The 23356-nt window shown below is 67.1% G+C and carries 19 protein-coding genes; 10 read left to right on the top strand and 9 right to left on the bottom strand.

The genetic code is table 11. The annotated features are described in order from the left end of the window. Window positions 1–37: 37 nt before the first annotated feature. Both AC5P7X_RS07670 and AC5P7X_RS07665 read right to left on the bottom strand, forming a co-directional pair. Complete coding sequence (locus tag AC5P7X_RS07670) at window positions 38–514, bottom strand: HvfA family oxazolone/thioamide-modified RiPP metallophore (RefSeq protein ID WP_069139051.1); 477 nt, start codon at window positions 512–514, stop codon at window positions 38–40. Between the two features lie 100 nt (window positions 515–614). After that, the gene (locus AC5P7X_RS07665; protein ID WP_206620963.1) at window positions 615–1259 is read right to left on the bottom strand and encodes an HvfX family Cu-binding RiPP maturation protein; all 645 of its coding nucleotides are present in this window, start codon (window positions 1257–1259) and stop codon (window positions 615–617) included. A gap of 342 nt (window positions 1260–1601) precedes the next feature. Between AC5P7X_RS07665 and AC5P7X_RS07660 the strand changes: the two genes are divergently transcribed. The 6 genes from AC5P7X_RS07660 (at window position 1602) to AC5P7X_RS07635 (ending at window position 7531) form a co-directional block, all read left to right on the top strand. Then, complete coding sequence (locus AC5P7X_RS07660) at window positions 1602–2396, top strand: alpha/beta fold hydrolase (RefSeq protein ID WP_329841479.1); 795 nt, start codon at window positions 1602–1604, stop codon at window positions 2394–2396. Between the two features lie 3 nt (window positions 2397–2399). Then, window positions 2400–2945: a redoxin family protein gene (locus AC5P7X_RS07655; RefSeq protein ID WP_095377751.1), complete on the top strand. Its 546-nt coding sequence runs from the start codon at window positions 2400–2402 to the stop codon at window positions 2943–2945. Window positions 2946–3002: 57 nt separating this feature from the next. Beyond that, the gene (locus tag AC5P7X_RS07650; protein WP_005415664.1) at window positions 3003–3743 is read left to right on the top strand and encodes a response regulator; all 741 of its coding nucleotides are present in this window, start codon (window positions 3003–3005) and stop codon (window positions 3741–3743) included. Continuing rightward, window positions 3740–5095, top strand: a complete 1356-nt coding sequence (locus tag AC5P7X_RS07645; protein ID WP_329841482.1) for a sensor histidine kinase — start codon at window positions 3740–3742, stop codon at window positions 5093–5095. The genes AC5P7X_RS07650 and AC5P7X_RS07645 overlap by 4 nt, the downstream gene beginning before the upstream one ends. An 84-nt stretch (window positions 5096–5179) precedes the next feature. Further along, window positions 5180–6193, top strand: a complete 1014-nt coding sequence (locus tag AC5P7X_RS07640) for a hypothetical protein (RefSeq protein ID WP_329841484.1) — start codon at window positions 5180–5182, stop codon at window positions 6191–6193. A gap of 78 nt (window positions 6194–6271) precedes the next feature. Beyond that, window positions 6272–7531, top strand: a complete 1260-nt coding sequence (locus AC5P7X_RS07635) for an MFS transporter (protein WP_171958110.1) — start codon at window positions 6272–6274, stop codon at window positions 7529–7531. A gap of 4 nt (window positions 7532–7535) precedes the next feature. Here AC5P7X_RS07635 and AC5P7X_RS07630 read toward each other — a convergent pair whose 3' ends face one another. Then, window positions 7536–8483 carry a nucleoside hydrolase gene (locus AC5P7X_RS07630; RefSeq protein WP_005415667.1) on the bottom strand — a complete coding sequence of 316 codons (948 nt, stop codon included), beginning with the start codon at window positions 8481–8483 and terminating at the stop codon, window positions 7536–7538. Window positions 8484–8635: 152 nt separating this feature from the next. Between AC5P7X_RS07630 and AC5P7X_RS07625 the strand changes: the two genes are divergently transcribed. Then, window positions 8636–8956 carry a hypothetical protein gene (locus AC5P7X_RS07625; protein WP_329841485.1) on the top strand — a complete coding sequence of 107 codons (321 nt, stop codon included), beginning with the start codon at window positions 8636–8638 and terminating at the stop codon, window positions 8954–8956. 128 nt (window positions 8957–9084) lie between these two features. On the opposite strand, the gene AC5P7X_RS07620 is transcribed toward AC5P7X_RS07625, so the two are convergent. From AC5P7X_RS07620 to AC5P7X_RS07605, 4 genes are all read right to left on the bottom strand, one after another. Further along, window positions 9085–11277, bottom strand: a complete 2193-nt coding sequence (locus tag AC5P7X_RS07620; protein ID WP_329841487.1) for a TonB-dependent siderophore receptor — start codon at window positions 11275–11277, stop codon at window positions 9085–9087. A gap of 354 nt (window positions 11278–11631) precedes the next feature. Continuing rightward, a complete protein-coding gene (mqo, locus tag AC5P7X_RS07615) occupies window positions 11632–13323 on the bottom strand; it encodes a malate dehydrogenase (quinone) (protein ID WP_005415670.1) in 1692 nt (563 codons plus the stop codon). Window positions 13324–13477: 154 nt separating this feature from the next. Then, complete coding sequence (locus tag AC5P7X_RS07610) at window positions 13478–13957, bottom strand: GNAT family N-acetyltransferase (protein ID WP_053497651.1); 480 nt, start codon at window positions 13955–13957, stop codon at window positions 13478–13480. A 183-nt stretch (window positions 13958–14140) separates the two neighbouring features. Further along, on the bottom strand, window positions 14141–15046 hold the full coding sequence (locus tag AC5P7X_RS07605) for a LysR family transcriptional regulator ArgP (protein ID WP_005415672.1): 906 nt from the start codon (window positions 15044–15046) through the stop codon (window positions 14141–14143). Window positions 15047–15184: 138 nt separating this feature from the next. Here AC5P7X_RS07605 and AC5P7X_RS07600 point away from each other — a divergent pair, with 138 nt between their 5' ends. Then, window positions 15185–15820: a LysE/ArgO family amino acid transporter gene (locus AC5P7X_RS07600; protein ID WP_005415673.1), complete on the top strand. Its 636-nt coding sequence runs from the start codon at window positions 15185–15187 to the stop codon at window positions 15818–15820. Between the two features lie 163 nt (window positions 15821–15983). Then, window positions 15984–17972: an alpha/beta hydrolase family protein gene (locus AC5P7X_RS07595; protein WP_053497655.1), complete on the top strand. Its 1989-nt coding sequence runs from the start codon at window positions 15984–15986 to the stop codon at window positions 17970–17972. Between the two features lie 56 nt (window positions 17973–18028). On the opposite strand, the gene AC5P7X_RS07590 is transcribed toward AC5P7X_RS07595, so the two are convergent. Then, window positions 18029–19783 (bottom strand): peptide MFS transporter, encoded by a 1755-nt coding sequence (locus AC5P7X_RS07590; protein WP_253134266.1) that lies wholly within the window; start codon window positions 19781–19783, stop codon window positions 18029–18031. A 79-nt stretch (window positions 19784–19862) separates the two neighbouring features. Beyond that, the gene (locus AC5P7X_RS07585; RefSeq protein WP_495214690.1) at window positions 19863–21011 is read right to left on the bottom strand and encodes an acetyltransferase domain-containing protein; all 1149 of its coding nucleotides are present in this window, start codon (window positions 21009–21011) and stop codon (window positions 19863–19865) included. A gap of 199 nt (window positions 21012–21210) precedes the next feature. Here AC5P7X_RS07585 and AC5P7X_RS07580 point away from each other — a divergent pair, with 199 nt between their 5' ends. Beyond that, the gene (locus AC5P7X_RS07580) at window positions 21211–23175 is read left to right on the top strand and encodes an OPT family oligopeptide transporter (RefSeq protein WP_049435318.1); all 1965 of its coding nucleotides are present in this window, start codon (window positions 21211–21213) and stop codon (window positions 23173–23175) included. Window positions 23176–23356: the final 181 nt, after the last annotated feature.

The raw sequence follows: 23356 nt of genomic DNA, 5'->3' as shown, positions 1-23356 counted from the left end.
GGGCGCCGCCTTGAAGGCGGCGCCGGTTGGACGTCGATCAATCGGCAACGCGGGAGAACAGACCCTTCGGCATCGGCTTGCCGTTGGCGGTGTAGACGCTGCGCAGGTAGTCGTGCGCTTCCTGCTCGCTGATGTAACCGTCGTGGTCGGTGTCGATGCGGTCGAACTCGGCGGCACGCTTGGCGGCCACCGCGTTGAACTCGGCGCGCGAGACCTTGCCGTCGTGGTCACGGTCGGTGCGGGCAAACGAGGCGTCGCCGCACTTGCCTTCGCCACACTGGCCCTCGGCCACCTTGGCCTTGCCGGCGGGCTTGCCGGTGGTGGCCTTGTTGGCCCCGCACTTGCCTTCGCCGCACTTGCCTTCGGCGGCGGCGCTCATGGCGACGGCGCTGATCGCCAGCGGTTGGATCGCTGCGGCCTGGCCGGCCAGCAGCAGGCCACCGGCCAGGGCGATGCCGATGGCACCAATGCGCGGCAGGCGGGAGGAGGGGGTGTTCTTGGTCGAGACGGACATGGTGGTGACTCCTTGGGGATGGCACGCCAGGCGTGCGGGATGGACGCCGCCTGAAGGCGACGGAAACGAAAGGAAGAAGCGCGGGAAGGGGCGAAGCAGGTCAGGCGGTGCGACGACGGCGCAGCGCGTAGCCCAGCAGCAGCACGCCACCGAGCAGGGCGCCGCCGAAGCCGACGCCGGGCAACAGCGCGGCAACCGGCAGCAACAGGGCGATCAGGCTGACGCCCCAGCCCAGGCCGTCATTGCCGACGGGGGCATGCTGTGGGCCGGCCAGCAGCCGGTCCACGCTGAGCGCGCCACCGCCGTTGAGGATCAATGGCAGCAGCATGGCCAGGAACAGCAGCGGCAGCTTGAAGTTGCCGTAGCCCTGGTCGGTGATCGCGTAGCCCTGCCAGAGTTCACTCAGGCCGTTCCACTGGTCGGGCCAGTGCACGGCGGCGATGGCGACCACCGTCAACACCCAGAAGACGTAGGCCACCGAGCGCGTGGCCAGGCCGAGCAGCAGCATCACCGCACCCACCAGTTCCAGCCAGGTGGCCAGTTGCCAGTTCAACGATGCGGGCAGGGTGGAGAACGGGAACGGGAAGCGACCTTCCAGGTCGGCGAACCAGTTCTGGCCGCCCAGCTTCTCGCGGCCGGACTCAAAGAACTCCCAGGCCAGCAGGGTGCGCAGCGCCAATGGCGACAGCCAGCGGCCGACGGCGTCCAGGCGGGGGGTATACACGGAAGAGGCGGTGCTGATCATGATGGTGTCCTGCGGGCCAGTGGTCGATGGAGGCCATTCCAGGTGGTGCAGGTATCGGCAACGTGTGCCGTTGCCCGGGGTTTTGTCAGCGACTGTGGCCGCGACCGGGGTTTCGTACAGTCCGATACAAAGACGATGCGTGGATGCACACCGGGGCGTTGTGCGCACGCGGGCGGGGAACGATGTCCGGCCGGTAGTAGCCGGCCTGGCCCGTCGCGCAAATGTATCCCAGTGTAGAAACCCGCCTGCGCCCTACAGTCCGGTACAACCCCGCGCCACGGAGAAACAGCGCCGATACACCGGCAGGCGGAAATGGCCACTCCCAACACCGGAGTGACACCCATGATCCGTACCTCCTTGCTTGTCGCCGCTCTCGCCCTGGCCGGCGCTGCCGCCCCCGCCTTCGCTACCCAGGCCGATACCGCTGCACCGCCCACCGTCATCCTGGTGCACGGCGCCTTCGCCGATGGCTCCAGCTGGAGCAAGGTCCTCACCACGCTGCACGACTGGAAGGTGCCGGCGGTGGCGGTGCAGAACCCGCTCACCTCACTGGCCGACGATGTGGCGGCCACCCGCCGCGCGATTGCCGCCGCGCCTGGCAAGGTGGTGCTGGTCGGCCACAGCTGGGGTGGCACGGTCATCACCGAAGCGGGCAATGACCCGAAGGTGCAGGCGCTGGTGTACGTGGCGGCCTTCGCACCGGATGCAGGGCAGTCTTCGGCGCAACAGGGCGAAGGCTTCCCGGTTGGGCCGGGCCTGGCCCGGCTGCAGGAGAGGGATGGCTACCTGACCTTGCCGGCCGATGCCATCGCCCAGGACTTCGCCCCGGACGTGATGAAAAAGTCGGCCGCACTGCTGTACAGCACGCAGGTCCCGTTGAAGGCCAGCGCGCTGGGCGAGGTGGTGAACGTGGCGGCCTGGCGCAGCAAGCCGAGCTGGTACGTGCTCAGCCGTGATGACCGCATGCTGTCGCCACAGCTGCAGGCCGCGACCGCACGTCGCATCGGTGCTCAGCTGCAATCGATCGGCAGCAGCCATGTGTCGCTGCTTTCGCATCCGGCGCAGGTGGCCGACAGCATCCTGGAAGCGGCGGGGGTGAAGCCGGTGGAGCTGCCGCTGGCCGAGCAGGGGGGCTGAGCGATGGCCGCACTGCGAGGGTACGCACTGCCGCTGCTGCTGGGCCTGCTGGGCGGAGCGGTGTTGTTGCTGGCATGGCCCAGCCCGGAGGCCGATGCGCGGCCGGCACAGGCCGTTCCCGCCACCGGGTTCGACGGTGGCGGGCCCTGGCACAACAGCCCACCGCTCACACTGAAGCAGTTGCGGGGACAGGTGGTGCTGGTCGAGTTCTGGACCTACACCTGCAGCAACTGCCTCAACGTGGCGCCGTATGTCCACCAGTGGCATGCACGCTACGCGCCGCAGGGCCTGAAGGTGATCGGCGTGCATACGCCGGAATTCGCCCATGAAGGGTTGCCCGGCAACGTGCGCAAGGCCATCGCGCGGTTGGATATCACCTGGCCGGTGGTGCAGGACAACCAGTACCGGATCTGGAACGCCTGGGGCAACCGCTTCTGGCCCGCGCTGTACCTGCTCGACCGGCAGGGGCGGGTGGTCTACCGCCATTACGGCGAGGGCGACTACGCACGTACCGAAAGCGAGATCCAGCGCCTGCTGGCCAGCCCTTGAGCCGCGCTACCATGGCCGCGCAGCGCGGCCCTGACCTCCGTCTTCATCGAGAACGCAATGAACCATGTACCGCACATCCTGGTCGTCGACGATGACAGCGAGATCCGCCAGATGCTGGCCGACTACCTGCAGCGCAACGGCCTGCGCGTGAGCCAGGCCGACGGTGGCCGGGCCATGCGCGCGCTGATGGATACCCATGCGGTGGATCTGGTGGTGCTGGACGTGATGATGCCGGGCGAGGACGGCCTGAGCCTGTGCCGCAACCTGCGCGCCGGCAAGCATCGTGCGGTGCCGGTGGTGCTGCTGACCGCCCGCGATGACGAAACCGATCGCATCATCGGCCTGGAAATGGGCGCTGACGACTACGTGACCAAGCCCTTTTCCTCGCGCGAACTGCTGGCGCGCATCAACGCCGTGATCCGCCGCACGCAGATGCTGCCGCCGAACCTGCAGGTGAGCGAGGCCGGGCGCCAGCTCGCCTTCGGCGAGTGGCGCCTGGACACCACCGCGCGCCATCTGCTGGATGCGCAGGACACTGCGTATCCGCTCAGTGGCGCCGAGTTCCGCCTGTTGCGCGTGTTCCTCGACCACGCCAATCGGGTGCTTAGTCGTGACCAGCTGCTCAGCCTCACCCAGGGCCGCGATGCCGAACTGTTTGATCGCTCGATCGACCTGCTGGTCAGCCGCGTGCGCCAGCGACTGGGTGACGACGCGCGCGAGCCGACCTACATCAAGACCGTGCGCAGCGAAGGCTATGTGTTCAGCGTGCCGGTGCAGTTGCTGGGGCCGGACGAATGAACACCTGCGCACGCCGTCCACGCTGGCCGCGCACGCTGTCGGCGCGGCTGCTGCTGGTCCTGCTGGGCGGACTCACCCTGGCCCACGCGCTGTCCTTCGGCCTGCTGTTCTTCGAACGCTACCAGTCCACCCGTAGCATGATGCTGCGCAACCTCGACGAGGATGTGGCGGTGAGTGTCGCGCTGCTGGAGCACCTGCCTGTGGCGCAGCGTGAGGCCTGGGTGCCGCGGCTGGAGCGGCGCACCTACCGTTACCTGCTGCGCCCGGCCGCGGCCGGACCAGGGCTGCAGACCGACCGTGCACGCCAGGTCACGGCGATCATCGACGACAGCCTGCAGCACCGCTATCCGTTGCAGGCGCGCCAGGTGGCTCGCCTGCCGGAGCGGTTCGAGGTGGAATTGCGCCTGCACGACGGCACACCCTTGACCATTGAAGTCACTCCGTCGGGCCTGCCGCTGGCACGTTGGCTGCCCGCCGTGCTGCTGGTGCAGCTGGCGCTGCTGCTGGTGTGCGCGTGGTTGGCGGTGCGCCTGGCCCTGCACCCGCTGCAGCAGCTGTCGCATGCGGTGGAGCATCTGCAGCCGGGCAAGGACGGGCCTGCACTGCCTGAAGATGGCCCTGCGGAAGTGGGCGGCGCGGCGGCTGCACTCAATGCACTGCAGGCACGCATTCGTGGCCATGTCAGTGAGCGCCTGCAGATCCTGGCCGCGATCTCGCATGACCTGCAGACCCCCATCACGCGCATGAAGCTTCGGGTGGAGACCCTGCCTGAAGACAGCACCCAGCAGCGGCTGCTGGCCGACCTCGACCACCTGGGTCAACTGGTGCGTGAGGGCGTGGCCTATGCGCGCAGCAGCCACGTCGCCAGTGGCGCGCCGGTGTCGATGGACCTGGGCGCGTTCCTGGCCAGTGTGGTCGGCGATTACGAGGACATGGGAAAGCCGGTCATTGGTGGTGCGCCCGCTGGACTGGTCGTGCAGACCTGGCCGCAGCCGCTGCGCCGGGTGGTCGGCAATCTGGTCGACAACGCGTTGCGTTACGCCGGTGCCGCCGAGATCGAGGCGGGTCGCGATGAGGCCGGAAGGGTGTGGATCAGCATTTCCGACCGTGGCCCCGGTATTCCCGAGGGCCAGCTGCAGGCAGTGCTGGCGCCGTTCCACCGGCTGGAAAGCTCGCGCAATCGCGATACCGGCGGGACCGGCCTGGGCCTGGCCATCGCGGTGCAGCTGGCGCAGTCGCTGGGCGGCTCGCTGCGGTTGCACAACCGCGAGGGTGGCGGCCTGCGGGCGGAACTGCAGCTGCCGGGGCAACGGGCGGGGTCGGATCCCTTGGCCGGTGGCAAAGGGCTCTGACCCCGATGTGGGATCCGCGGCAATCCTGCACGGCCCCGGGATCGGCGATCATCTGCAGGGAGTGTCGAAACCAGGAAACACGCAATGCAGGGAACGCAGCATTCAATCCGGCGTCCGCGCCACGTCGCGCTGCTGTCCGGTCTACTCGCGCTGGCGGCCTGCCAGCGCACACCGGACGCGTCGACCGTGGCACCCACAGCGGGCCCACCGCTTGCCGCCCCGGCCACCGCAGCAGACCTCTCTCCACTACTGGATGCCTTGCCGACCTGCGCGCTGGACGGCTGGTACATCGATCAGCAGACCGGGCGCCCGGCCCATCCCTGGTTGGCGGCGAACGCACCGAAACCCTGCAAGGAAGACGGGGAGAACGAGATCGCCACGTTCTGCGTGCAGGGGCAATGGAAGGGGCTGCCGGTGGAGGAAGTGATCCTGCCGACGATGACGTTCGTTTCGTTCCGTGGGGCCAGGATCGGCCTGCCGCTGGAGAAGGCACGTCCCATCGTCCGCCAGCGTTTCGGGCAGGACTTCCCGGGTGGTGCGGCCTACGAGGAAGGGCGCGAGCCGAAGCTGCTGGCCGACCCGGAGGATGCGCAGCGTTCGTGGCTGCTGTGCAGCACCCCGGAACTGGGCCACGACGTGGACAGCGAGGGAAGCATCAGCTATTCCGGCATGAACCTGCCCTACGATCACGACGGTTGCAGCTACCGCTACAGCCCGGTCGACTTCTGCGATGCGCGGCACCGCGCAGCCATCGAAGATGCCCTCCAGCATCGGAAACCCAATTTCAACCAGTACTATCTGCTGGTACAGGTCGATGATCGACCCGAGTACTTCCAGCGCACGCTGGTACTGGTCGATACCCGCACAGGCAGGGCGACGCCACTGCCGTTCGATGCCTTCACCGGGCCGGCAGGGAAGGACGGTGATGCAACCGGATACGGGACACTGGAAACGGGCGTGGACCAGCAGCAGTTCTGCCTCGATGGCGCGTTGCTGGTCTACCGCGTGTTCGAGGAGGGGCGCTTCTGCTTCGGCTTTGACGGCGAACGTTTCACCGGCCATGAAACCCAGTACATGCAGGCAGCGGACAGCCGATGACCGGTATTTCACCCCGTCCATGCCACGCTGCGCCGAACCTGTACATCCGGGATCGAGGCTGTTGAAGGCGAATACGCAATGACTGTGGCGCGACAGCGCTCGATGTGGGTGGCCGGCCTGTCCACGGTGGTGGAGTGGTACGACTTCACCCTGTACCTGTACTTCGCCACGGTGCTGTCGCGGGTGTTCTTCGGCGGTGGCGAGCAGGCGCTGCTGGTCACCTTGGCCGGATTCGCCGTGTCCTACCTGATGCGTCCGCTGGGCGCGCTGTGCTTTGGTCACCTGGGTGACCGGCTCGGCCGGCGATGGATGTTGCTTGCGTCGATGGCGTTGATGGCAGCGGCAATGCTGGCCACCGCGCTGCTGCCGACTGCGGCCACCGCAGGCGCCACGGCCGGCGTGCTGCTGCTGGTGCTGCGCTGCGTGATGGCGTTCTCGGTGGGCGGCGAATATACCGGCGTGGTGGCGTACCTGCTGGAAAGCGCACCGGCGCGCCGACGCGGCCTGGTTACGTCGTTGGCTTCGGCGGCCAGCGAAGTGGGCGCACTGCTGGCGGTGGCGATCTCTGCACTTACCGTCGCGCTGCTGCCCACACCGCAGCTGGACAGCTGGGGCTGGCGGATTCCGTTCCTCGTCGGCGCTGCGCTTGCGCTGGTGATCCTGATTGCGCGTTCGGGCATGCACGAGTCGCCGGAGTTCGAGCGCCAGCGCCGCGAAGGCAGCATTCCCGCCACACCGCTGCGGCATGTGCTGCAGCATCATCCGTTGGCGGTGGCGCGCACGTTCGCGATTTCGGCGCTGGGATCGATCACCTACTACGTGGGCATCACCTATGTGCCTGCATTCCTGCACGCGCAGGGCCACGATGAGGGTGACGCACTGTGGCTGTCGACGATCGCGGCGGTGGCAGTGATTGCGATCACGCCCCTGTGTGGCGCATTGTCGGACCGGGTCGGACGACGGCCGGTGTTGTTGGGCCTGACCGTGCTGGCAGCGCTGCTGCCGCTGTCCCTGTTTGCGTGGATGGCACAGGCGACGGCGCTGGGCATCGTGCTGGCGGCGGTGCTGCTGGCCTGCGTGGCCGGCGGTGTAAGCGCGGTGGCCGCCCCGGCCACGGCTGAGCAGTTCCCAGGTGAAGGCCGGGTCAGCGGCCTGGCACTGGGAGTAACAATGGCCACTGCCTTCTTCGGCGGGGCAACGCCATGGCTGGCGCAATGGTGGGTGGAGCGCAGCGGCTGGGCGGCGGCGCCGGGCGCGATGATCGCGCTGGTGGCGGTGCTGGTGCTGCCGGTGCTGTGGACCCTGCCCGAGACGGTCCCGGGCAGGGCCAGGCGCTAGCCGGTCAGACCTTCAGGGTCTGCTCGATGTCGGCCAGTACCGCGGCCGCATCCACACCGATGGCGATCGACTGCACCACGTGGCCGTCCCACACGCTGGGGCCGAATGCCAGGCCTTCCGGCTTGGGAATGGTCATGCCGCGGGCGACGCCGTCGGTGGCCACGCGCACGCTGGCGCGCTCGAACTGGAACAGTTCCGGGCGGGTCAGCGCGATGCACGCGCAGCAGTCATGCACGACCATGCCCTTGTGGCCGGCCTGCAGGTAGAAGTCCACGTAATCCTGCGACAGCGCACGGACCAGCTCGGCGTCGGCACCGCCGATGGTGGCCAGCTTATCCAGGCCGTCACGGTCCATTTCCACGCGGGTGGTCACGTCCAGGCCGATCGCGGTGACTGGCCAGCTGGCGGTGAACACCACGTCGGCGGCTTCGGCATCGCCCCAGATATTGGCCTCGGCGGCCGGGGTGATGTTGCCGTTGACGTGGAAGGCGCCGCCCATGATCACCACACCGCGTACCAGGCCGGCGATGTCCGGGGCCTGCTGCAGGGCCAGGGCCAGGTTGGTCATGCGGCCGACCGCGACCAGGGTCACTTCGCCCGGATGGGCGCGGACCAGATCGATGATCAGCTGATGGGCCGGGCGGGCATCGGCGGCCACGTCCAGGCTGGCCGGCACCGGGTGGTTGCCCAGGCCGTTGTGGCCGTGGATGTGCACCGGCCACGCTTCCGGGGTGGCTTCCGGCTGCAGCGGGCCATCGGCACCGCGCGCTACCGGGGCGGCGAAGCCCCAGGCCTGCTTCAGGTACAGCGCGTTGTGCGTGGTCGACTCCACCGAGGCATTGCCGAAGGTGGTGGTGACACCGATCAGGTCGATCTGGGCGTGCTTGTGCAGGTAAAGCAGGGCCAGGGCGTCGTCGACGCCCGGGTCGGTATCGAAAATGACTTTCAGCATGTTGTTGTTCTTCTTCTTCCGTGTGGTGCGAGGGGCGCCGGCGGCCACGGGGCAGGCCGGCGCGCCCCCACATTGTCCCATCTTCATGACAGGCAGGGCCATTGCCGGGGTGGCAGGCCATAATGCCTCCAGTCCAGGCATGGAGTCGCCGAATGCTGATCGTTGCCCTTCTGCTGGTCCTGCTGGTGCTGGGCCTGAACGTGGTGGCCACCGTGGTGATCGTCAGGCGTGATGGACTGTCGGCGGGTGGCCGGACGGTGCAGCTGCTGCTGGTCTGGCTGCTGCCGCTGGTCGGCGCCATCCTGTGCATGGCGGTGGCTACGGCCGATGGCTCGGGCAGCCGGGGGGATGGCGGCGCAAGCTACGACAGCTCAGGTGGCTACTCAGATGACAACCACAGCCATCACAGCCACAGCAGCTCCGACTGCAGCAGTGATGGCGGCGGGGGGGGCGGCGGCAGCTGCGGCGATTGAGGTCCCTGTAGCGTCGAGCCATGCTCGACTGCTCTTCGCTTCAACGTCGCCGTGCCTGAGCAAGAAAGCAGTCGAGCATGGCTCGACGCTACAAGGTGCCGGGCACAGCCCGGCAACCCCTGGCTGCCTCAGAACTTCCAGCGCAGGCTGGCGGATACGAATCGCGGCTCGCCGAAGTTGTTGTAGTCCAGGTTCGCCCAGTAGGTCTTGTCCAGCGCGTTGCGCACGCTCAGCGTCGCGGTCCAGTTGTCGCTGATTCGGTAGTTGGCATTGAATTGGACCAGCGAATACGCTGGCTGGTTCACCGTTACCGTGCCGCCCAGCGGGTAGGCGATGTTGTAGCCCTGCACCCTGCTCTGCCACTGCAGGCCCCCGCCGATGCTCAGGCGTTCCAGCGCGCCGCGCAGCTGCAGCTGGGTGTTGAGCTGCAGCAGGTCCTTGGGCGGGTTGGCGTACAGCAGGTCGGTGGCGGCGCGGGTGACCTTGACGTGGGTGTAGCCGGCATTGACCGTCCAGCCCGGCAGGATCTCGCCGTTGACGTCCATCTCCCAACCGCGCGCCTTGGTACCGTTCACGCCGATGTAGGCCGAGCTGCCGTCGCTCAGCGTGCCTTCCGGCACGCCCATGTCACGCACCGCGTAGTTGTCCTGCTTGGCCTCGAACACAGCGGCATTTGCGGTCAGGCGGCCATCAAACCACTGCGTCTTGATGCCCGCTTCCAGGTTCGAGCCCTGCACCGGCGCCAGCAGGTTCTCGTTGCGGTCCTTGTAGTTCTGCGGATTGAAGATCTCGGTGTAGCTGGCATAGGCCGACACGTTCGGGGTGATCTCGTAGACCAGGCCCAGGTACGGAGTGACTTCATCGCTCACCTTGTATGCACCGCTGGTGCCGGTATAGGCGCCGGTGGCGTTGTAGGAGCGGGTGAGGGTTTCCCAGCGGCTCAGGCGTGCACCGGCAATCAACGACAGCGGATCGGCCAGGTGCAGGCGGGTGGCCAGATAGACGCCGCTCTGCGTGGTCTTCGCTACGCGGCGTGCGCCGGTGCGGGTGTAGGTCACCTCGGAAATGTCGCCGTTCCAGGAGTACACATTGGGGATGTAGTAGCAGCGCTCACGCCCGCAGGTGGCCCAGTCCCCCGGGAAGTTCAGCGACACGGTATTGGTGGTGCCTTCCAGGTCCGACCACTGGGCGCCGATCGTGAGGTCGTGGTCGCGGCCGAACAGCGGGAAGCTGCCGGTCAGGTAAGCATCGACATTGCGGCGGGTGTCCTTCGAATCACCTGCGGCGGCACGCAGGTAGATGCCCGAGCCGGTCACCGGGTCCGGGTTGCCGGTGCCGTACAGGCGCACGTTCTGCACGTTGCCGCGGGTGTAGGCGGTGTTGATCTTCAACAGCCAGTTGTCGCCGAAACGCTGCTCCAGGTTGGCGAAGGCGGTGTTGCTCTCGCGCTTCCAGTAGCTCCACTTCGGCGACAGGTTGGTCGAGCGCGGCAGATGGGCGAAATTGCCCTGGCTGTCGAAGAACGGCACGGTGCCCCAGGTCGAACCGGTCGGGTTGTTGTCCTGGGTCTGGTAGCCGAGGGTGAGGGTGGTGCTGTCGGTGACATCGCCTTCCAGCACCGCCATGCCGGCCATCTTGTTCTCGTCGTAACGGTCGTAGTACAGCCCGCGATCGGTGTAAGCGGCGACCACGCGGCTGCGGAAACGGCCGTCATCGGTCAGCGGCGCGGTGACGTCGGCTTCCATGCGGCGGTAGTCCCAGCTACCGGCGCTGACCGCGAACGACGCGTCGAATTCCTTGCCGGGGCGCTTGCGCAGCAGGTTGACCGTGGCCGACGGCACGCCGGCGCCGCTGAGCAGGCCGTTGGCACCGCGGATCACTTCGATGCGGTCGTAGAAGGCGGTGTCGTATTCCTGGTTGGTGGAGCCGCTGTAGGTGGGAATGCCGTCGACCTGGAAGTCGGTGATGGCGAAGCCACGCGCGTAGTACAGCGGGCGCTGCGTGTCATAGAAGGACACGCTGACGCCGGTCACGTTGCGCATCACATCGTTGATGCTGAACAGTGATTCGTCCTGCAGGCGCTGCAGGCTGATCGCGGTGGCCGACTGCGGGGTTTCCTGCAGGGTGATCGGCAGGCGCGTGGTGCTGGCCGGCGGAGCGGACTGCTCGGCCCGGACGCTGACCCGGTCCAGGGTCTTGGCATCGCCGGCGGCATCGGTGGCGGCGAACGCGGCGGGCGTGGCCAGCAGGGTCAGCGACGAAAGCAGGGCAGCCGGCAGCAGCGCGCGGCGGGGCAGGCGGTTACGGACAGGCAGGGGCATGGTGGGCTCGAGGCTTGGAAACGGGGAAGGGCGGCAACAGTCGTCCAGCACCCGGGGCGGCGGCTTCGGGCACGGTCAGGTCCATCTGGAGCGGCGCGATCACTGCGCAGGGTGCAAATGTAAATAATTCTTAACAACATTACAATTCGCGTCATTGTGCAGGGGCTTCCCGGCGCGGAGCAGTGGCGGGCTGGGGTCGGATCCCGTTGCTGCAGACAATGGGCTCTGACCCCATCATCGACGCCCAATCGCAGGTCAGAGCCCTCCCGTGCGGGAGGGATCCGACCCACCTCGCACAAAAACAAACGGCCACCCGAAGGTGGCCGTCCGTCTGCATCGAAGGAACGCGCGGGCTTACAGCGCCTGCAGTTCCTCATTGGCATTGCGCTTTTCCTTGGCCGGTGCCGGAGCCGCAGCGGCCGGAGCCGGCACCGCCGCGTTCGCATCCACCGGCACCTCCAGGTACGGCAGGTGCAGGGTCTGGCTGGTGAGCGTACGGATCTCGTTGACCAGTGCGGCGCTGTCGTTGAGCTTGCGCCCGTACGACGGCACGATCTCGCGCAGGCGGGTTTCCCAACCGGCCTTCATCTGGTCCGGGAAGGCCTTGGCCATCAGGTCCAGCATGATCGGCGGCGAGGTCGACGCGCCCGGCGACGCGCCGAGCAGCGCGGCGATGGTGTGGTCCTTGTCGGTCACGATCTCGGTACCGAACTGCAGCACCGGGCCCTTCAGCGGATCGCGCTTGATGATCTGCACGCGCTGGCCGGCGGTGACCAGCTTCCAGTCACCCGGCTTGGCATTGGGGAAGTACTTGACCAGTTCGGCTTGGCGGTCGGCATCGTTCAGGCGCGCCTGGCCCATCAGGTACTGCACCAGGTCCAGGTTGTCCTTGCCCACTTCCAGCATCGGGCCAACGTTGTTGTGGGTCACCGAGGAATACAGGTCCCACCACGAGCCGTGCTTGAGGAACTTGGTACTGTACAGCGCGAACGGCCCGAACAGGACCACCGGCTTGCCGTCCAGCTTGCGTGCATCCAGGTGCGGCACCGACATCGGCGGCGAACCGGTTTCGGCCATGCCGTAGGCCTTTACGCCATGGCGCGAGGTCACGTCCTGGCCCTGGAAGGCGAGGAACTGGCCACCGACCGGGAAGCCTGCGTAGTCCTTCGATTCCGGAATGCCCGACATCTGCAGCAGCTTCAGCGCGGCGCCGCCGGCACCGATGAACACGAAGCGGGTGTGAGTGGTGGTTTCGGTGCCGGCCTTGAGATCCTTCACCGTGACGTTCCAGCTCTTGTCGGCGTTCTGCCGCAGGGCGGTCACTTCATGGTTCAGGTGCAGGCTGAAGTTCGGGCTGCGCTGCAGGCCGGCGGTCAGCTGGCGGGTGATCACACCGAAGTTGACGTCGGTACCAAGCGGCATCCAGGTCGCGGCAACCTTCTGCTTCGGGTCACGGCCTTCCATCAGCAGCGGGGCCCACTGCTTGATCTGCGCCGGATCCTCGGAGTACTGCATGCCGTAGAACAGCGGGTTCTTCACCAGGGCCTGCTGGCGCTTGTGCAGGTAGGCGATGTTGTCGTCGCCCCAGACGAAGCTCATGTGCGGGGTCGGGTTGATGAAGTCGCTGGGCTGGCTCAGCCGGCCTTCCTTCACCTGGTGCGACCAGAACTGGCGCGAGACCTCGAACGATTCGGCGATGCCGACCGCGCGCTTGGTCTCGATGCTGCCGTCGGGCAGTTCCGGGGTGTAGTTCAGTTCGGCGAACGCCGAGTGGCCGGTGCCGGCGTTGTTCCAGCCATCGGAGCTTTCACCGGCGACGCCGTCGAGGCGTTCGTAGACCTGGATGTTCCAGTCCGGCTGCAGTTCCTGCAGGTAGGTGGCCAGGGTGATGCTCATGATGCCGGCGCCGACCAGCACAACATCGACGGGCTTGTCGTTGCTGGCGGCGGGCACGGAGCGCTGGGTCAGCGGCCAGTACAGGAACAGCGCGGCGGCCAGCAACAGCAGCACGAGCAGGGCGAGCAGGGCCTTGCCAAATTTCTTCATGGGGGCGGGATCGTTGGCGGAGGGGAAGGGGTCAGGATGCGCGTGGGGCAGGGAAAGGGCGTGAAGAAACAACGCCTTGCAGCATCCATCCGCGATTCTAACCGGATCCGGTCGTTTTTTGATGCAACGCAGCATCCGACGTTTCGCGACGCTGTCACGTGGGCGGCAGGCGGCGCCCGGCGACGGTGGGGACCAGCTCAAGGATCTCGTCGCCGGCCTCATCGAGCTCGCCGGTCGGGCGCCAGCCCAGGCGGCGGTAGAAGCCATGCGAGCGCGAACGCGGGTCGGCCGAGCAGGCCAGGAACAGCCGCTGGTGGCCGGCATCGCGGGTCAGGCTGACCACGTCCTGCAGCAGCTGGCGGCCGATGCCGCGGCCCTCGTAGTCCGGCAGCAGGGCAAGCACCAGCACCTCGCCGCTGTCACGATCGGCGAAGCAGTAACCGGCCATGCGCTCGCCGTCCCAGGCGACGCGGCCGATCGAATCGCCCTGGGCGATGCCGGCTGCCCAGCTGTCCTCGGTGATGCCCAGTTCTGCCAGCTGGGCCGCACTGAAGGCGTTCTCGCGGGTGCGCCCGCGCAGGTCGATGCAGGCGGCGGCATCTTCGGGGCGGGCGTCGCGGACGAATACAGGCATGCAGGGCATCCTTGCAGTGATCGGCCGACCAGTATCCGCATCACGCATGGACCTGGTGTGGAGCTTACGTGGAGATCCGATGGAGCAAAAAAGGGGACGGAGGGGATTAAGTCGTTTAAGACCCAAACGACATCCGGGGCAAAGACGACTTAATCCCCTCCGTCCCCTTTTTCCCGCTGGGCGTCAGCGCTTGCGCCGGATCAGCGCGGAGGACGCATCCAGTACCGCGCGGGTCAGCAGGGCCATGGTCTGCACGTCGCCCTTCCAGTGCTGCCAGTACAGCGGCACGTCCTCCCACGCGCGCTGGCGCACGTAGACCAGGCGGCCTGCGTCCAGGTGCCGCTTGACCAGCGGCAGCGGGTTCATGGTCCAGCCCAGTCCGCCGAGGTTGGCCTGCACGAAGGCCCGGGTGGAGGGGATCCACCAGGTCGGTGCGGTACTGGGCAGGTCGTCGCCGGCCATGCGCCGGGCGAAGCGCGACTGCATTTCGTCCTTGCGGTTGAACACCAATACCGGCGCCTGTGCCAGCGCCTGCGCGGTCACGCCCTTGGCGAAGTGGCGTTCGCGGAACTCGGGGGTACAGGTGGCGGCGTAGCGGATGCTGCCCAGCGCATGGATCTGGCAGCCCTGCACTGGCTCGTCCAGCGTGGTCACTGCGCCCAGCACCGTGCCCTGGCGCAGCAGCTCCACGGTGTGGTCTTGGTCTTCCACGCGCAGGTCCAGGGTGGTGCCGGTGGTCTGCGCGAACTGGTAGGCGGCCTGCGGAAACCAGGTTTCCAGGCTGTCGTGGTTCACCGCCACCGGGATGCTGGCCTGGGGCAGATCCTCATCGGCCAGGCCCATCCGGTGCAGCGCATCGTGTTCGAGCAGGGCGGTCTGCTCGGCCAGCTGCACCAGCAGCTGCCCCTCGGCGGTGGCCGTGGCAGGCGTGCCGCGCTTGACCAGCAGGCGGCCGATCCGGTCCTCCAGTGCCTTGACCCGCTGCGAGATGGCCGAGGGCGTGACATTCAACGACTGTGCGGCGCGGTCGAAGCTGCCTTCGCGGATCACCGCGGCCAGGGCGCGCAGCTGGGCATGATCGATGCGCATCGAATTAAGCTCCGCTAATGTTGGTTTAGGAAGTTTAGCTCGTCTTTTCCATGTTGCGGCGCGACAATGGCGTCCGTTCCGGTGCTGTCCGCCTTCGCGAGGCACCGTCCCCCCAAGCAATACAAGGCAGTGAATCCCATGTTCTCGGTCATCTCCGCCAGCACCGGCCTCGGTGCCTGGTTCTCTGGTGCAGCCACCGGCATCGGCCTGTTCGCGGTGGTCGGCGCCCAGAGCGCCTTCATTCTGCGCCAGGGCATCCTGCGCAAGCACATCGTGCCGGTGGTCGCCACCTGCGCGGCCATCGATGCCATCTTCATCTTCGCCAGCGTGGCCGGCCTGCGCACGCTCACCTCGGCGCTGCCGTGGCTGACGACCGCCGTGCTGTGGACCGGTGTCGCGTTCCTGGCCTGGTATGCGATGAAGTCGGCACGCCGTGCGATCGCCGGGGGGGGTGGCATGGGCGAGGCCGACAGCGATGACGGCAGCCGCCGCGCGGTGCTGATGGCCGCGGTCGGCTTCTCGCTGATCAACCCGCACTTCTGGCTGGACATGATGGTGATCGGTTCCATCGCCGAGAACTTCGGCAACGCCCGCATGGCCTTCGCCGCCGGCGTGGTCACCGCCAGCTGCCTGTGGCTGACCGCGCAGGGCCTCGGCGCCCGCCTGCTGGCGCCGCTGTTCACCAAGCCCAGCACCTGGCGCGTGCTCGACGGCACCATCGCCGTGATCCTCAGCATCCTGGCCCTCATGTTGGCGGTGCGCGGGGTCCACTGACCCGGTGCACGCCCCCCGAACCCACGTCCTGACTCTCTCTCCAAGGTAGTGGCAACGACGGCACCGGCAACGGTGCCGTCGTCTTTTCCGGCTCTGGCGTCAAACGCTCGGCCCTGCCTAGAATCGGCCACCAGGACAAGGTGTCCACAGGAGCAGGGGAAGGATGCACAAGACCATTCTGGCGGCCGCACTGGCCGTCATCGGGGGCGTTGCCGCAGGCAGCGCGGGGGCGGTGGACCTGACGCAGTACCTGCGCCGGGAGACCTTCACCGATATCAAGATCTCGCCGGGGGGCGAGTACGTGGCGGCAACAGTGCCGAAGGAAGACAGCACCGCGATCGCGATCCTGCGGTTGAAGGACAAGGAGGTGGTCGGCAGTTTCTGGCCGCCCAGCCGCAATCATGCGCAGGAATTCGACTGGGTCAGCAACGAGCGCCTGTTGATCGGCCTGGCCCAGAAGTGGGGCTCGCTCGACCAGCCCAATCCCACCGGCGAACTCTATGCCATCGACGCCAATGGCAACCGTGGCGAGCTGCTGGTCGGCTATCGCGTCGAAAGCAAGGGCCCGGGGACCCGCATCCAGCCGAAGAAAGTCGAAGCCGTGGCCGCCTTCCTGGCCGACGACCTGCCGGGTGACGAGCGCAACGTGCTGGTGACCGTATGGCCGCTGGCCGAGGATCCGTTCACCCGCGTCGATCGCATGGATGTGACCACCGGTCGTCGCTCGCGGGTGGCGTCTTCGCCGGTACGGCGCGGTGAGTTCACCACCGACGGCGCCGGCGAGGTCCGCTTCGTGCACGGCTCGGGCAGCGACAACATCAACAAGCTGTATTTCCGCGAACGCAGTGGCGACAGCTGGAAGCTGATCAATGATGAGGCGGTCAGCAAGCGCATCGAAACCGCCCTCGGCTTCTCGGCCGATGACAGCCTGGCCTACCTCAACGTCGAGCAGACCCAAGGCCCGGATGCGATCGTCAGCTGGAACCCGCAGACCGGCGAACGCGCGACGCTTCTGCGCGACGAGGTGGTCAATCCGTACCGCATCATCCACCGGCCCGGCACCCATGTGCCGGTAGGCGCGCTGTACCTGGGTGACAAACCGCGCACGCGCTTCTTCGATGAAGGCTCGGCCGATGCGCGCCTGTACCGCAGCCTGGAAGCCGCCTTCGGAGGGCCCGTCTACATCACCTCCAGCACCCGCGATGGCCGTGTCGTGCTGGTGGAAACCTGGTCGGGCTCGAACCCAGGCGATTTCTATGTGTACGACACGGTGGCGCGCAAGGCCGATCACCTGATCAGCCGCAGCGACTGGATCGACGTGGACCGTAGTGCCAGCGTGAAGCCGATTGCACTGAAGGCGCGCGACGGGCTGCCGCTGCATGGCTTCCTGACCCTGCCGGCCGGCAGCGACGGGCGCAACCTGCCGATGGTGGTGATGCCGCATGGCGGCCCGTTCGACATCTTCGATTCCGGCCAGTACGACCGCGAAACGCAGATGCTGGCCGCGGCCGGTTATGCCGTGCTGCAGGTCAACTTCCGTGGTTCGGGCAACTACGGCCGGGCCCACACCCAGGCCGGGGCGCAGCAGTGGGGCGCGGCGATGCAGGACGATGTCACCGATGCCACCCGCTGGGCAATCAGCGAAGGCATCGCCGACGGCCGTCGCATCTGTATCTACGGCGCCAGCTACGGGGCCTACTCGGCGATGATGGGTGCCGCCCGCGAACCCGGGTTGTATCAGTGCGCGGCGGGCTATGTCGGGGTCTACGACCTGCCGATGATGTACACCCGTGGCGACATCCAGGACCGGGGTTCAGGCGTGACCTACCTGCGCGAATGGCTGGGGGATCCGGCCAAGCTGGGTGCGGTGTCGCCGGTGAACATGGCCGAACGGATCAAGGTGCCGGTGTTCCTGGCCGCCGGTGGCGAAGACAAGCGCGCGCCGATCCAGCACACCGAGCGCATGGAAGCAGCGCTCAAGCGCGCCGGCACGCCGGTGGAAAGCCTGTACTACAAGACCGAAGGCCACGGCTTCTACACCGAGGCCCATCGCAGCGAGTACTACGACAAGCTGCTGGCCTTCCTGGCGCGCAGCCTGGGCGGCAAGACTGCGACGACCGCGCCCGCGACCGGCAAGGACAAGGCGCCCTGAGCTGACAGGGCGGTGGATGATCATTCCGCCGCCCTGGTTTTCCGCAAGCGCGGGGTTTACTTCACCCCGTGCATCATCTTCTTCAGCAGCGGTGCGGCGATGAAGGCCGCCAGTGCGCAACCCAGGCCGATCCACATCAGCAGCCAGAACAGGTGCGCATAGGCGCCGGCTGCGGCCACCATGTCCAGAGATTCGCCTTCCGGCACCTCGATCGCGGCCAGCTTGCCGAACAGCGCGGCCAGCGTCTCCGAGAATGCGGTGGCCAGGAACCAGGTGCCCATCATCAGGCTCATCACCCGCGGCACGGCCAGCTGGGTCACTGCCGACAGGCCGACCGGCGACAGGCACATCTCGCCGCTGGCCAGCAGGAAGTAGGCCAGCACCAGCCACCACACGCTGGCCATCTCGCCAGTGGCGCCCACCTGCTGCGCCGCCAGTGCCAGCGGTACGAACGACAGTGCGCCAATCACCAGGCCCCAGGCCGACTTCACCGGCTTGCCCGGCTCCCAGCCGCGGCGGTCCATCCACGTCCACAGCGCGGCGAAGGCCGGCGCCAGCAGCACCAGGAACAGGCCGCCGAGGTAGGTGAGCGAACCTGCGGTCTGCGGGATCACCAGGCAGTCGCGCACCAGCAGCACCAGCATCAGCACGACAATGGCGGCGAAGAACGCGCGCGGTGCGGCCGAACCCGGGCGCCGTTCCGACAGGCGCGCGCTGACCACGAAGCCCAGCGGTGCCAGCAGCAGCGAGATGATCGACCACGGCAGCGGCGTGCCGCCGGTGATCACCAGCGAGGGCACGATGTCCTTGGTCAGCAGGCGGTCGGTGAAGGTCACCCACGAGCCGTAGGACTGCTCGTACATCGTGAAGAACACCAGCGCCATGAAGATCAGCACCATCAGCGCGATCATCTGCTGGCGCTGCACCGGCGTGCACTTGCTGCCGGTGAACCAGGCGAACCAGACCAGCACGCCGCCCAGCACCACCAGCATCAGCATCAGCGCCAGGCTGATTTCTCCGCCCAGCGCGAACGCGCCGTTGCCGGCGGCCCACATCAGCCACGCCACCGGCAGCACACCAAGCACCGCGCACAGGTAGATGAGCCATTCGCGCGGCAGGCCCATCACCTTCTGCTTCAGCGCCGCCGGCTGCGGCGGTTCGGCGTGGCCCTGCAGGTACTTCTGGCCCCACAGGAACATCGCCAGGCCGGCCAGCATGCCGATGCCGGCTGCACCGAAACCGTACTTCCAGCCATAGGCCTCGCCGAGGAAGCCGCACACCAGCGAGGAGAACAGCGCGCCGAGGTTGATGCCGGCGTAGAACAGCGAGAAGCCCGAATCGCGGCGCGGGTCATCCTTGGCGTACAGCTTGCCGACGATGGTGGAGATGTTCGGCTTGAGGAAACCGACGCCCATGATGATCAGCGCCAGCGACAGGTAGGTCACCGCCAGCGCCGAGGTGTCGCGCACCACTTCGCCGTTTACCCGGTAAGCGGCGTGGCCCTCGAAGGCCATGCCGAGGTGGCCGAGCACCAGCAGGATGCCGCCGAACAGCACCGCCCGCCGCATGCCCAGCCAGCGGTCGGCCAGCATGCCGCCGAACACCGGGATGCAGTACACCAGGCCACCGTAGGCACCGAGCAGGTCCAGGCCGGCCTTGTCGCCGAACAGGTGATATTTGGTCAGGTACAGCAGCAACAGCGCCTTCATGCCGTAGAAGGAGAAGCGCTCCCACATTTCAGTGAAGAAGCAGACGTAGACGCCCTTGGGGTGGCCCAGGAAGTCGTCGGAAGCGATAGCGGTGGAATTCATCGCGGAATTATAGGCCTGTGGCCTGATCCACTTTCAGTAGATCCACGCCATGCGTGGATTGCCGGGCTGGCCTGGGCGATCACAGGTATCGCAACCAAGGCAGATCGCGCCTTCGCGCTTTGAACCGCGCGAAGGCCCGCGTCGGCGGGTACAGCACCACCGCCAGCGCACAGGCCACCAGCAGCAGGCCGCTGACCGAATCCAGGGCATACAGCTCGCCATGGGTCGGCCCCCAGGCCGCCAACGCGGCCAGGTACAGCCCCTTCAGTACGTACAGGTGCAGCAGGTAGAAGAACATCGGCGCAGCGCCGATATCGGCCAGCGGCTGCAGTGCCCGCGCCAGCGGCGGCCATTCGTACAGCCGCAGCAGCAACACTCCCACGCCCAGGGTCAGCAACAGGAACTGCAAGGACGGCGGGTACTTGGTGACGTTGAAGATGCTCAGCCAGGTACGCAGCGTGGTGGCCTGGTACTGCCAGGGCGCATCGCCGTATTCGTTGGCCAACCGCAGCAATGCGAACAGGGCCAGCGCGCTGACGCCTGCCCACAGCAGCCAGCGCTGGCGCTGCTCCGGCGCGCGCGCGCGGCCAAACCAGGGCCCCATCAGATAACCCAGCGCAATCACCCCGATCCACGGCAGTACCGGATAGGAGGTGCGCAGGCGCAGCGTGCCAGCCTCGATCCAGTCGCGCTGGTGCAGCACTTTCCACAGCACCGCCAGCAGGCCATTGCCTTGCACCCGAAGGCCGTCGAACAGGTTGTGCCCGGCCACCACTGCGATTGCCAGCATCAGCAGGGCCGGGCGTGGCAGCCACAGCAGGCCGGCCAGCGCGATCATGCTCAGCCCGATGGCCCAGATCACCTGCAGGTACAGCGTGTGCGGCGGCAGCTGGAAGGTCCAGGCGAAGTTCACCAGGGTCAGTTCCAGCACCACCAGGAACAGCCCGCGCTTGAGCAGGAAGGCGGCTGTGGCCCGGCGCGAATCCGGCTGGCGCTGGCCGTACAGCCAGGCCGACAGGCCGGTCAACAGGACGAACACGGGTGCGCACAGGTGGGCCAGCAGACGGCAGGCGAACAGCGCAGGGGAGACCGTGGCTGCGTCCATCGGGTCGCTCACCTGGTGCTGCAGGAAGAAGGTCTCGCGCACGTGGTCCAGCAGCATCAGCAGCATCACGGTGCCGCGCAGCTGGTCGATGGAGGCCAGGCGAGAGGAGGGGGAAGGGGGCATGCGATGCGGAAGCTACAGGGTAGTATTAAGATATAACATATCAATTCAGGTGATCCCAGCCGGACTTTGCCGTGTCTGCCGATTCCGGCTTCACGCACAGCCTCATTGCGCTGTGGCGGCTGCCCCATCCTTTGGCACGCTGGACTTGATCTGTCCTGAACGCTAGCGTGACAGGGATTTTTTGCCAGCAGGGGCTTCCATGAACCACGACGCTGCGCCCAAGCAGCTCACCTTCCGCGCAGTGGCCCTGGCCATCGTGCTGGCGGTGGTGCTGTCGGCCGCAAACGCCTACCTCGGCCTGTTCGCAGGCCTGACCATCGCCACCGCCATTCCCGCCGCGGTGATTTCCATGGGCGTGCTGCGCCTGCTGGGTGGTGGTTCCATCCTCGAGAACAACATCGTGCAGACCGGCGCCTCGGCCGGCTCGTCGATCGCCGCCGGTGTGATCTTCACCATCCCCGCGCTGGTGATCATGGGCTACTGGCCGGACTTCAAGTACTGGTGGGTGCTGGGCATCGCCGGCCTGGGCGGCCTGCTGGGCGTGCTGTTCTCGGTGCCGCTGCGCCGTTCGATGATCGTTGAAGACCCGCTGCCGTTCCCGGAAGGCAAGGCGGCGGCGGAAGTGCTGAAGGCCGGCGAGAACCCGGGCCCGGGCCTGAAGATCCTCGGCCTGTCGGCGGTGATCGGCGCCTTCGTCAAGCTGGCCGCGGAAAGCGGGATGCGCCTGATTCCAGATGCCTGGGCCACCTCGGCCTATGTCGGCAGCTCCAAGGTCACCGCCTTCATCGGTACCAACCTGTCACCGGCGTTGCTGGGCGTGGGCTACATCGTCGGCCTCAACGTCGGCATCGTGGTGGTGTCCGGTTCGATCCTGACCTGGCACATCGCCATTCCGATCTACCAGGCGTTCTTCATGAACACCGATCCGGCATTGGCCGCGTCGGTTGCTGCGGCTTCCTCCACCGAGGCCGCGTTCGCCATCTGGGGCGCGAAGATGCGCTACCTGGGCGTTGGTGCGATGCTGATCGGTGGCATCTGGACCCTGATCTCGCTGCGCAAGTCGCTGCTCAACGGCGTCAAGAGCGGTTTCGCCGCGGCCCGCAAGAGTGGTGGCCCGGTGCTGGCGCATACCGAGCGCGACCTGCCGATGAAGTGGATGCTGGTCGCCCTGGTGGCGTTCGTGCTGCCGCTGCTGGCCCTGTATCAGGCCATCGTCGGCCAGTGGCACGTGTCGATCCCGATGACCCTCATCATGATCGTCGCCGGCTTCCTGTTCGTCTCGGTTTCGGCCTACCTGGCCGGCCTGATCGGTTCGTCCAACAACCCGGTTTCGGGCATCACCATCTCCACCATCCTGTTCGCCTCGGCCGTGCTGGTCGTGCTGCTGGGCGCTGACGGCCTCAAGCCGGTCGGTGCCGGCGGGGCGCCGCTGGGCGCGGTGGCCGCGATCATGATTGGTGCGGTGGTGTGCTGTGCCGCCGCGGTCGGTGGTGACAACCTGCAGGACCTCAAGGCCGGTTACATCGTCGGTGCCACCCCGTGGAAGCAGCAGCTGATGCTGGGCATCGGTGCGTTCTCGTGCGCACTGATCATGGCCCCGGTACTGAACCTGCTGGCCACTGCCTACGGCATCGGCGTGAAGTCCGAGCTGCACCCGAACGCGCTGGCTGCGCCGCAGGCCAACCTGATGGCCTCGGTGGCCAAGGGCCTGTTCGGTGGTGAACTGCCGTGGACCTTCATCGGCATTGGTGCTGTGGTCGGCGCTGCCATCATCGCCTTCGACAGCTGGCTGAAGTCCCGCAACGCGCGCTTCCGCGTGCCGGTGCTGGCCGCCGCTATCGGCATCTACCTGCCGCTGGAACTGATGGTGCCGATCTTCCTCGGCGGCCTGATCGCCCATCTGGTCGAGCGCTTCCACAAGGTGCGCGCCGATGACGAAGAAGGCCGCGACCGCGTGCACAAGCCGGGCGTGCTGTTTGCCGCCGGCCTGATCACCGGTGAGGCACTGATGGGCATCGCCATCGCGATTCCGATCGTGGTCAGCAGCCGCGCCGACGTGCTGGCGGTGCCGTTCCACCTGCCGGGCGCACAGTGGATCGGCCTGGCCGTGCTGTTCCTGGTCGGCTGGCTGATCTACCGCACCGGCAAGTACGCCAAGGCGTAAGCAATGGGGTCGGACGCCTTCCCGCAGGGAAGGGCTCCGACCCCGCGCTGACAGCGTCTGGGGTCAGGGCCGATTCCGCCGGAATCGGATCCGACCCCGGCGTCCCCGCAAACCCCGCTTCGGCGGGGTTTGCGGTTTCTGGCGATTGCCCGCCTGCAGCCATGACCGATGGCCTTGGCAG

It is taken from the genome of Stenotrophomonas sp. YJH_SMC_53 (genome assembly GCF_059369995.1).
This window is presented reverse-complemented; position numbering and strand designations above follow the sequence as displayed.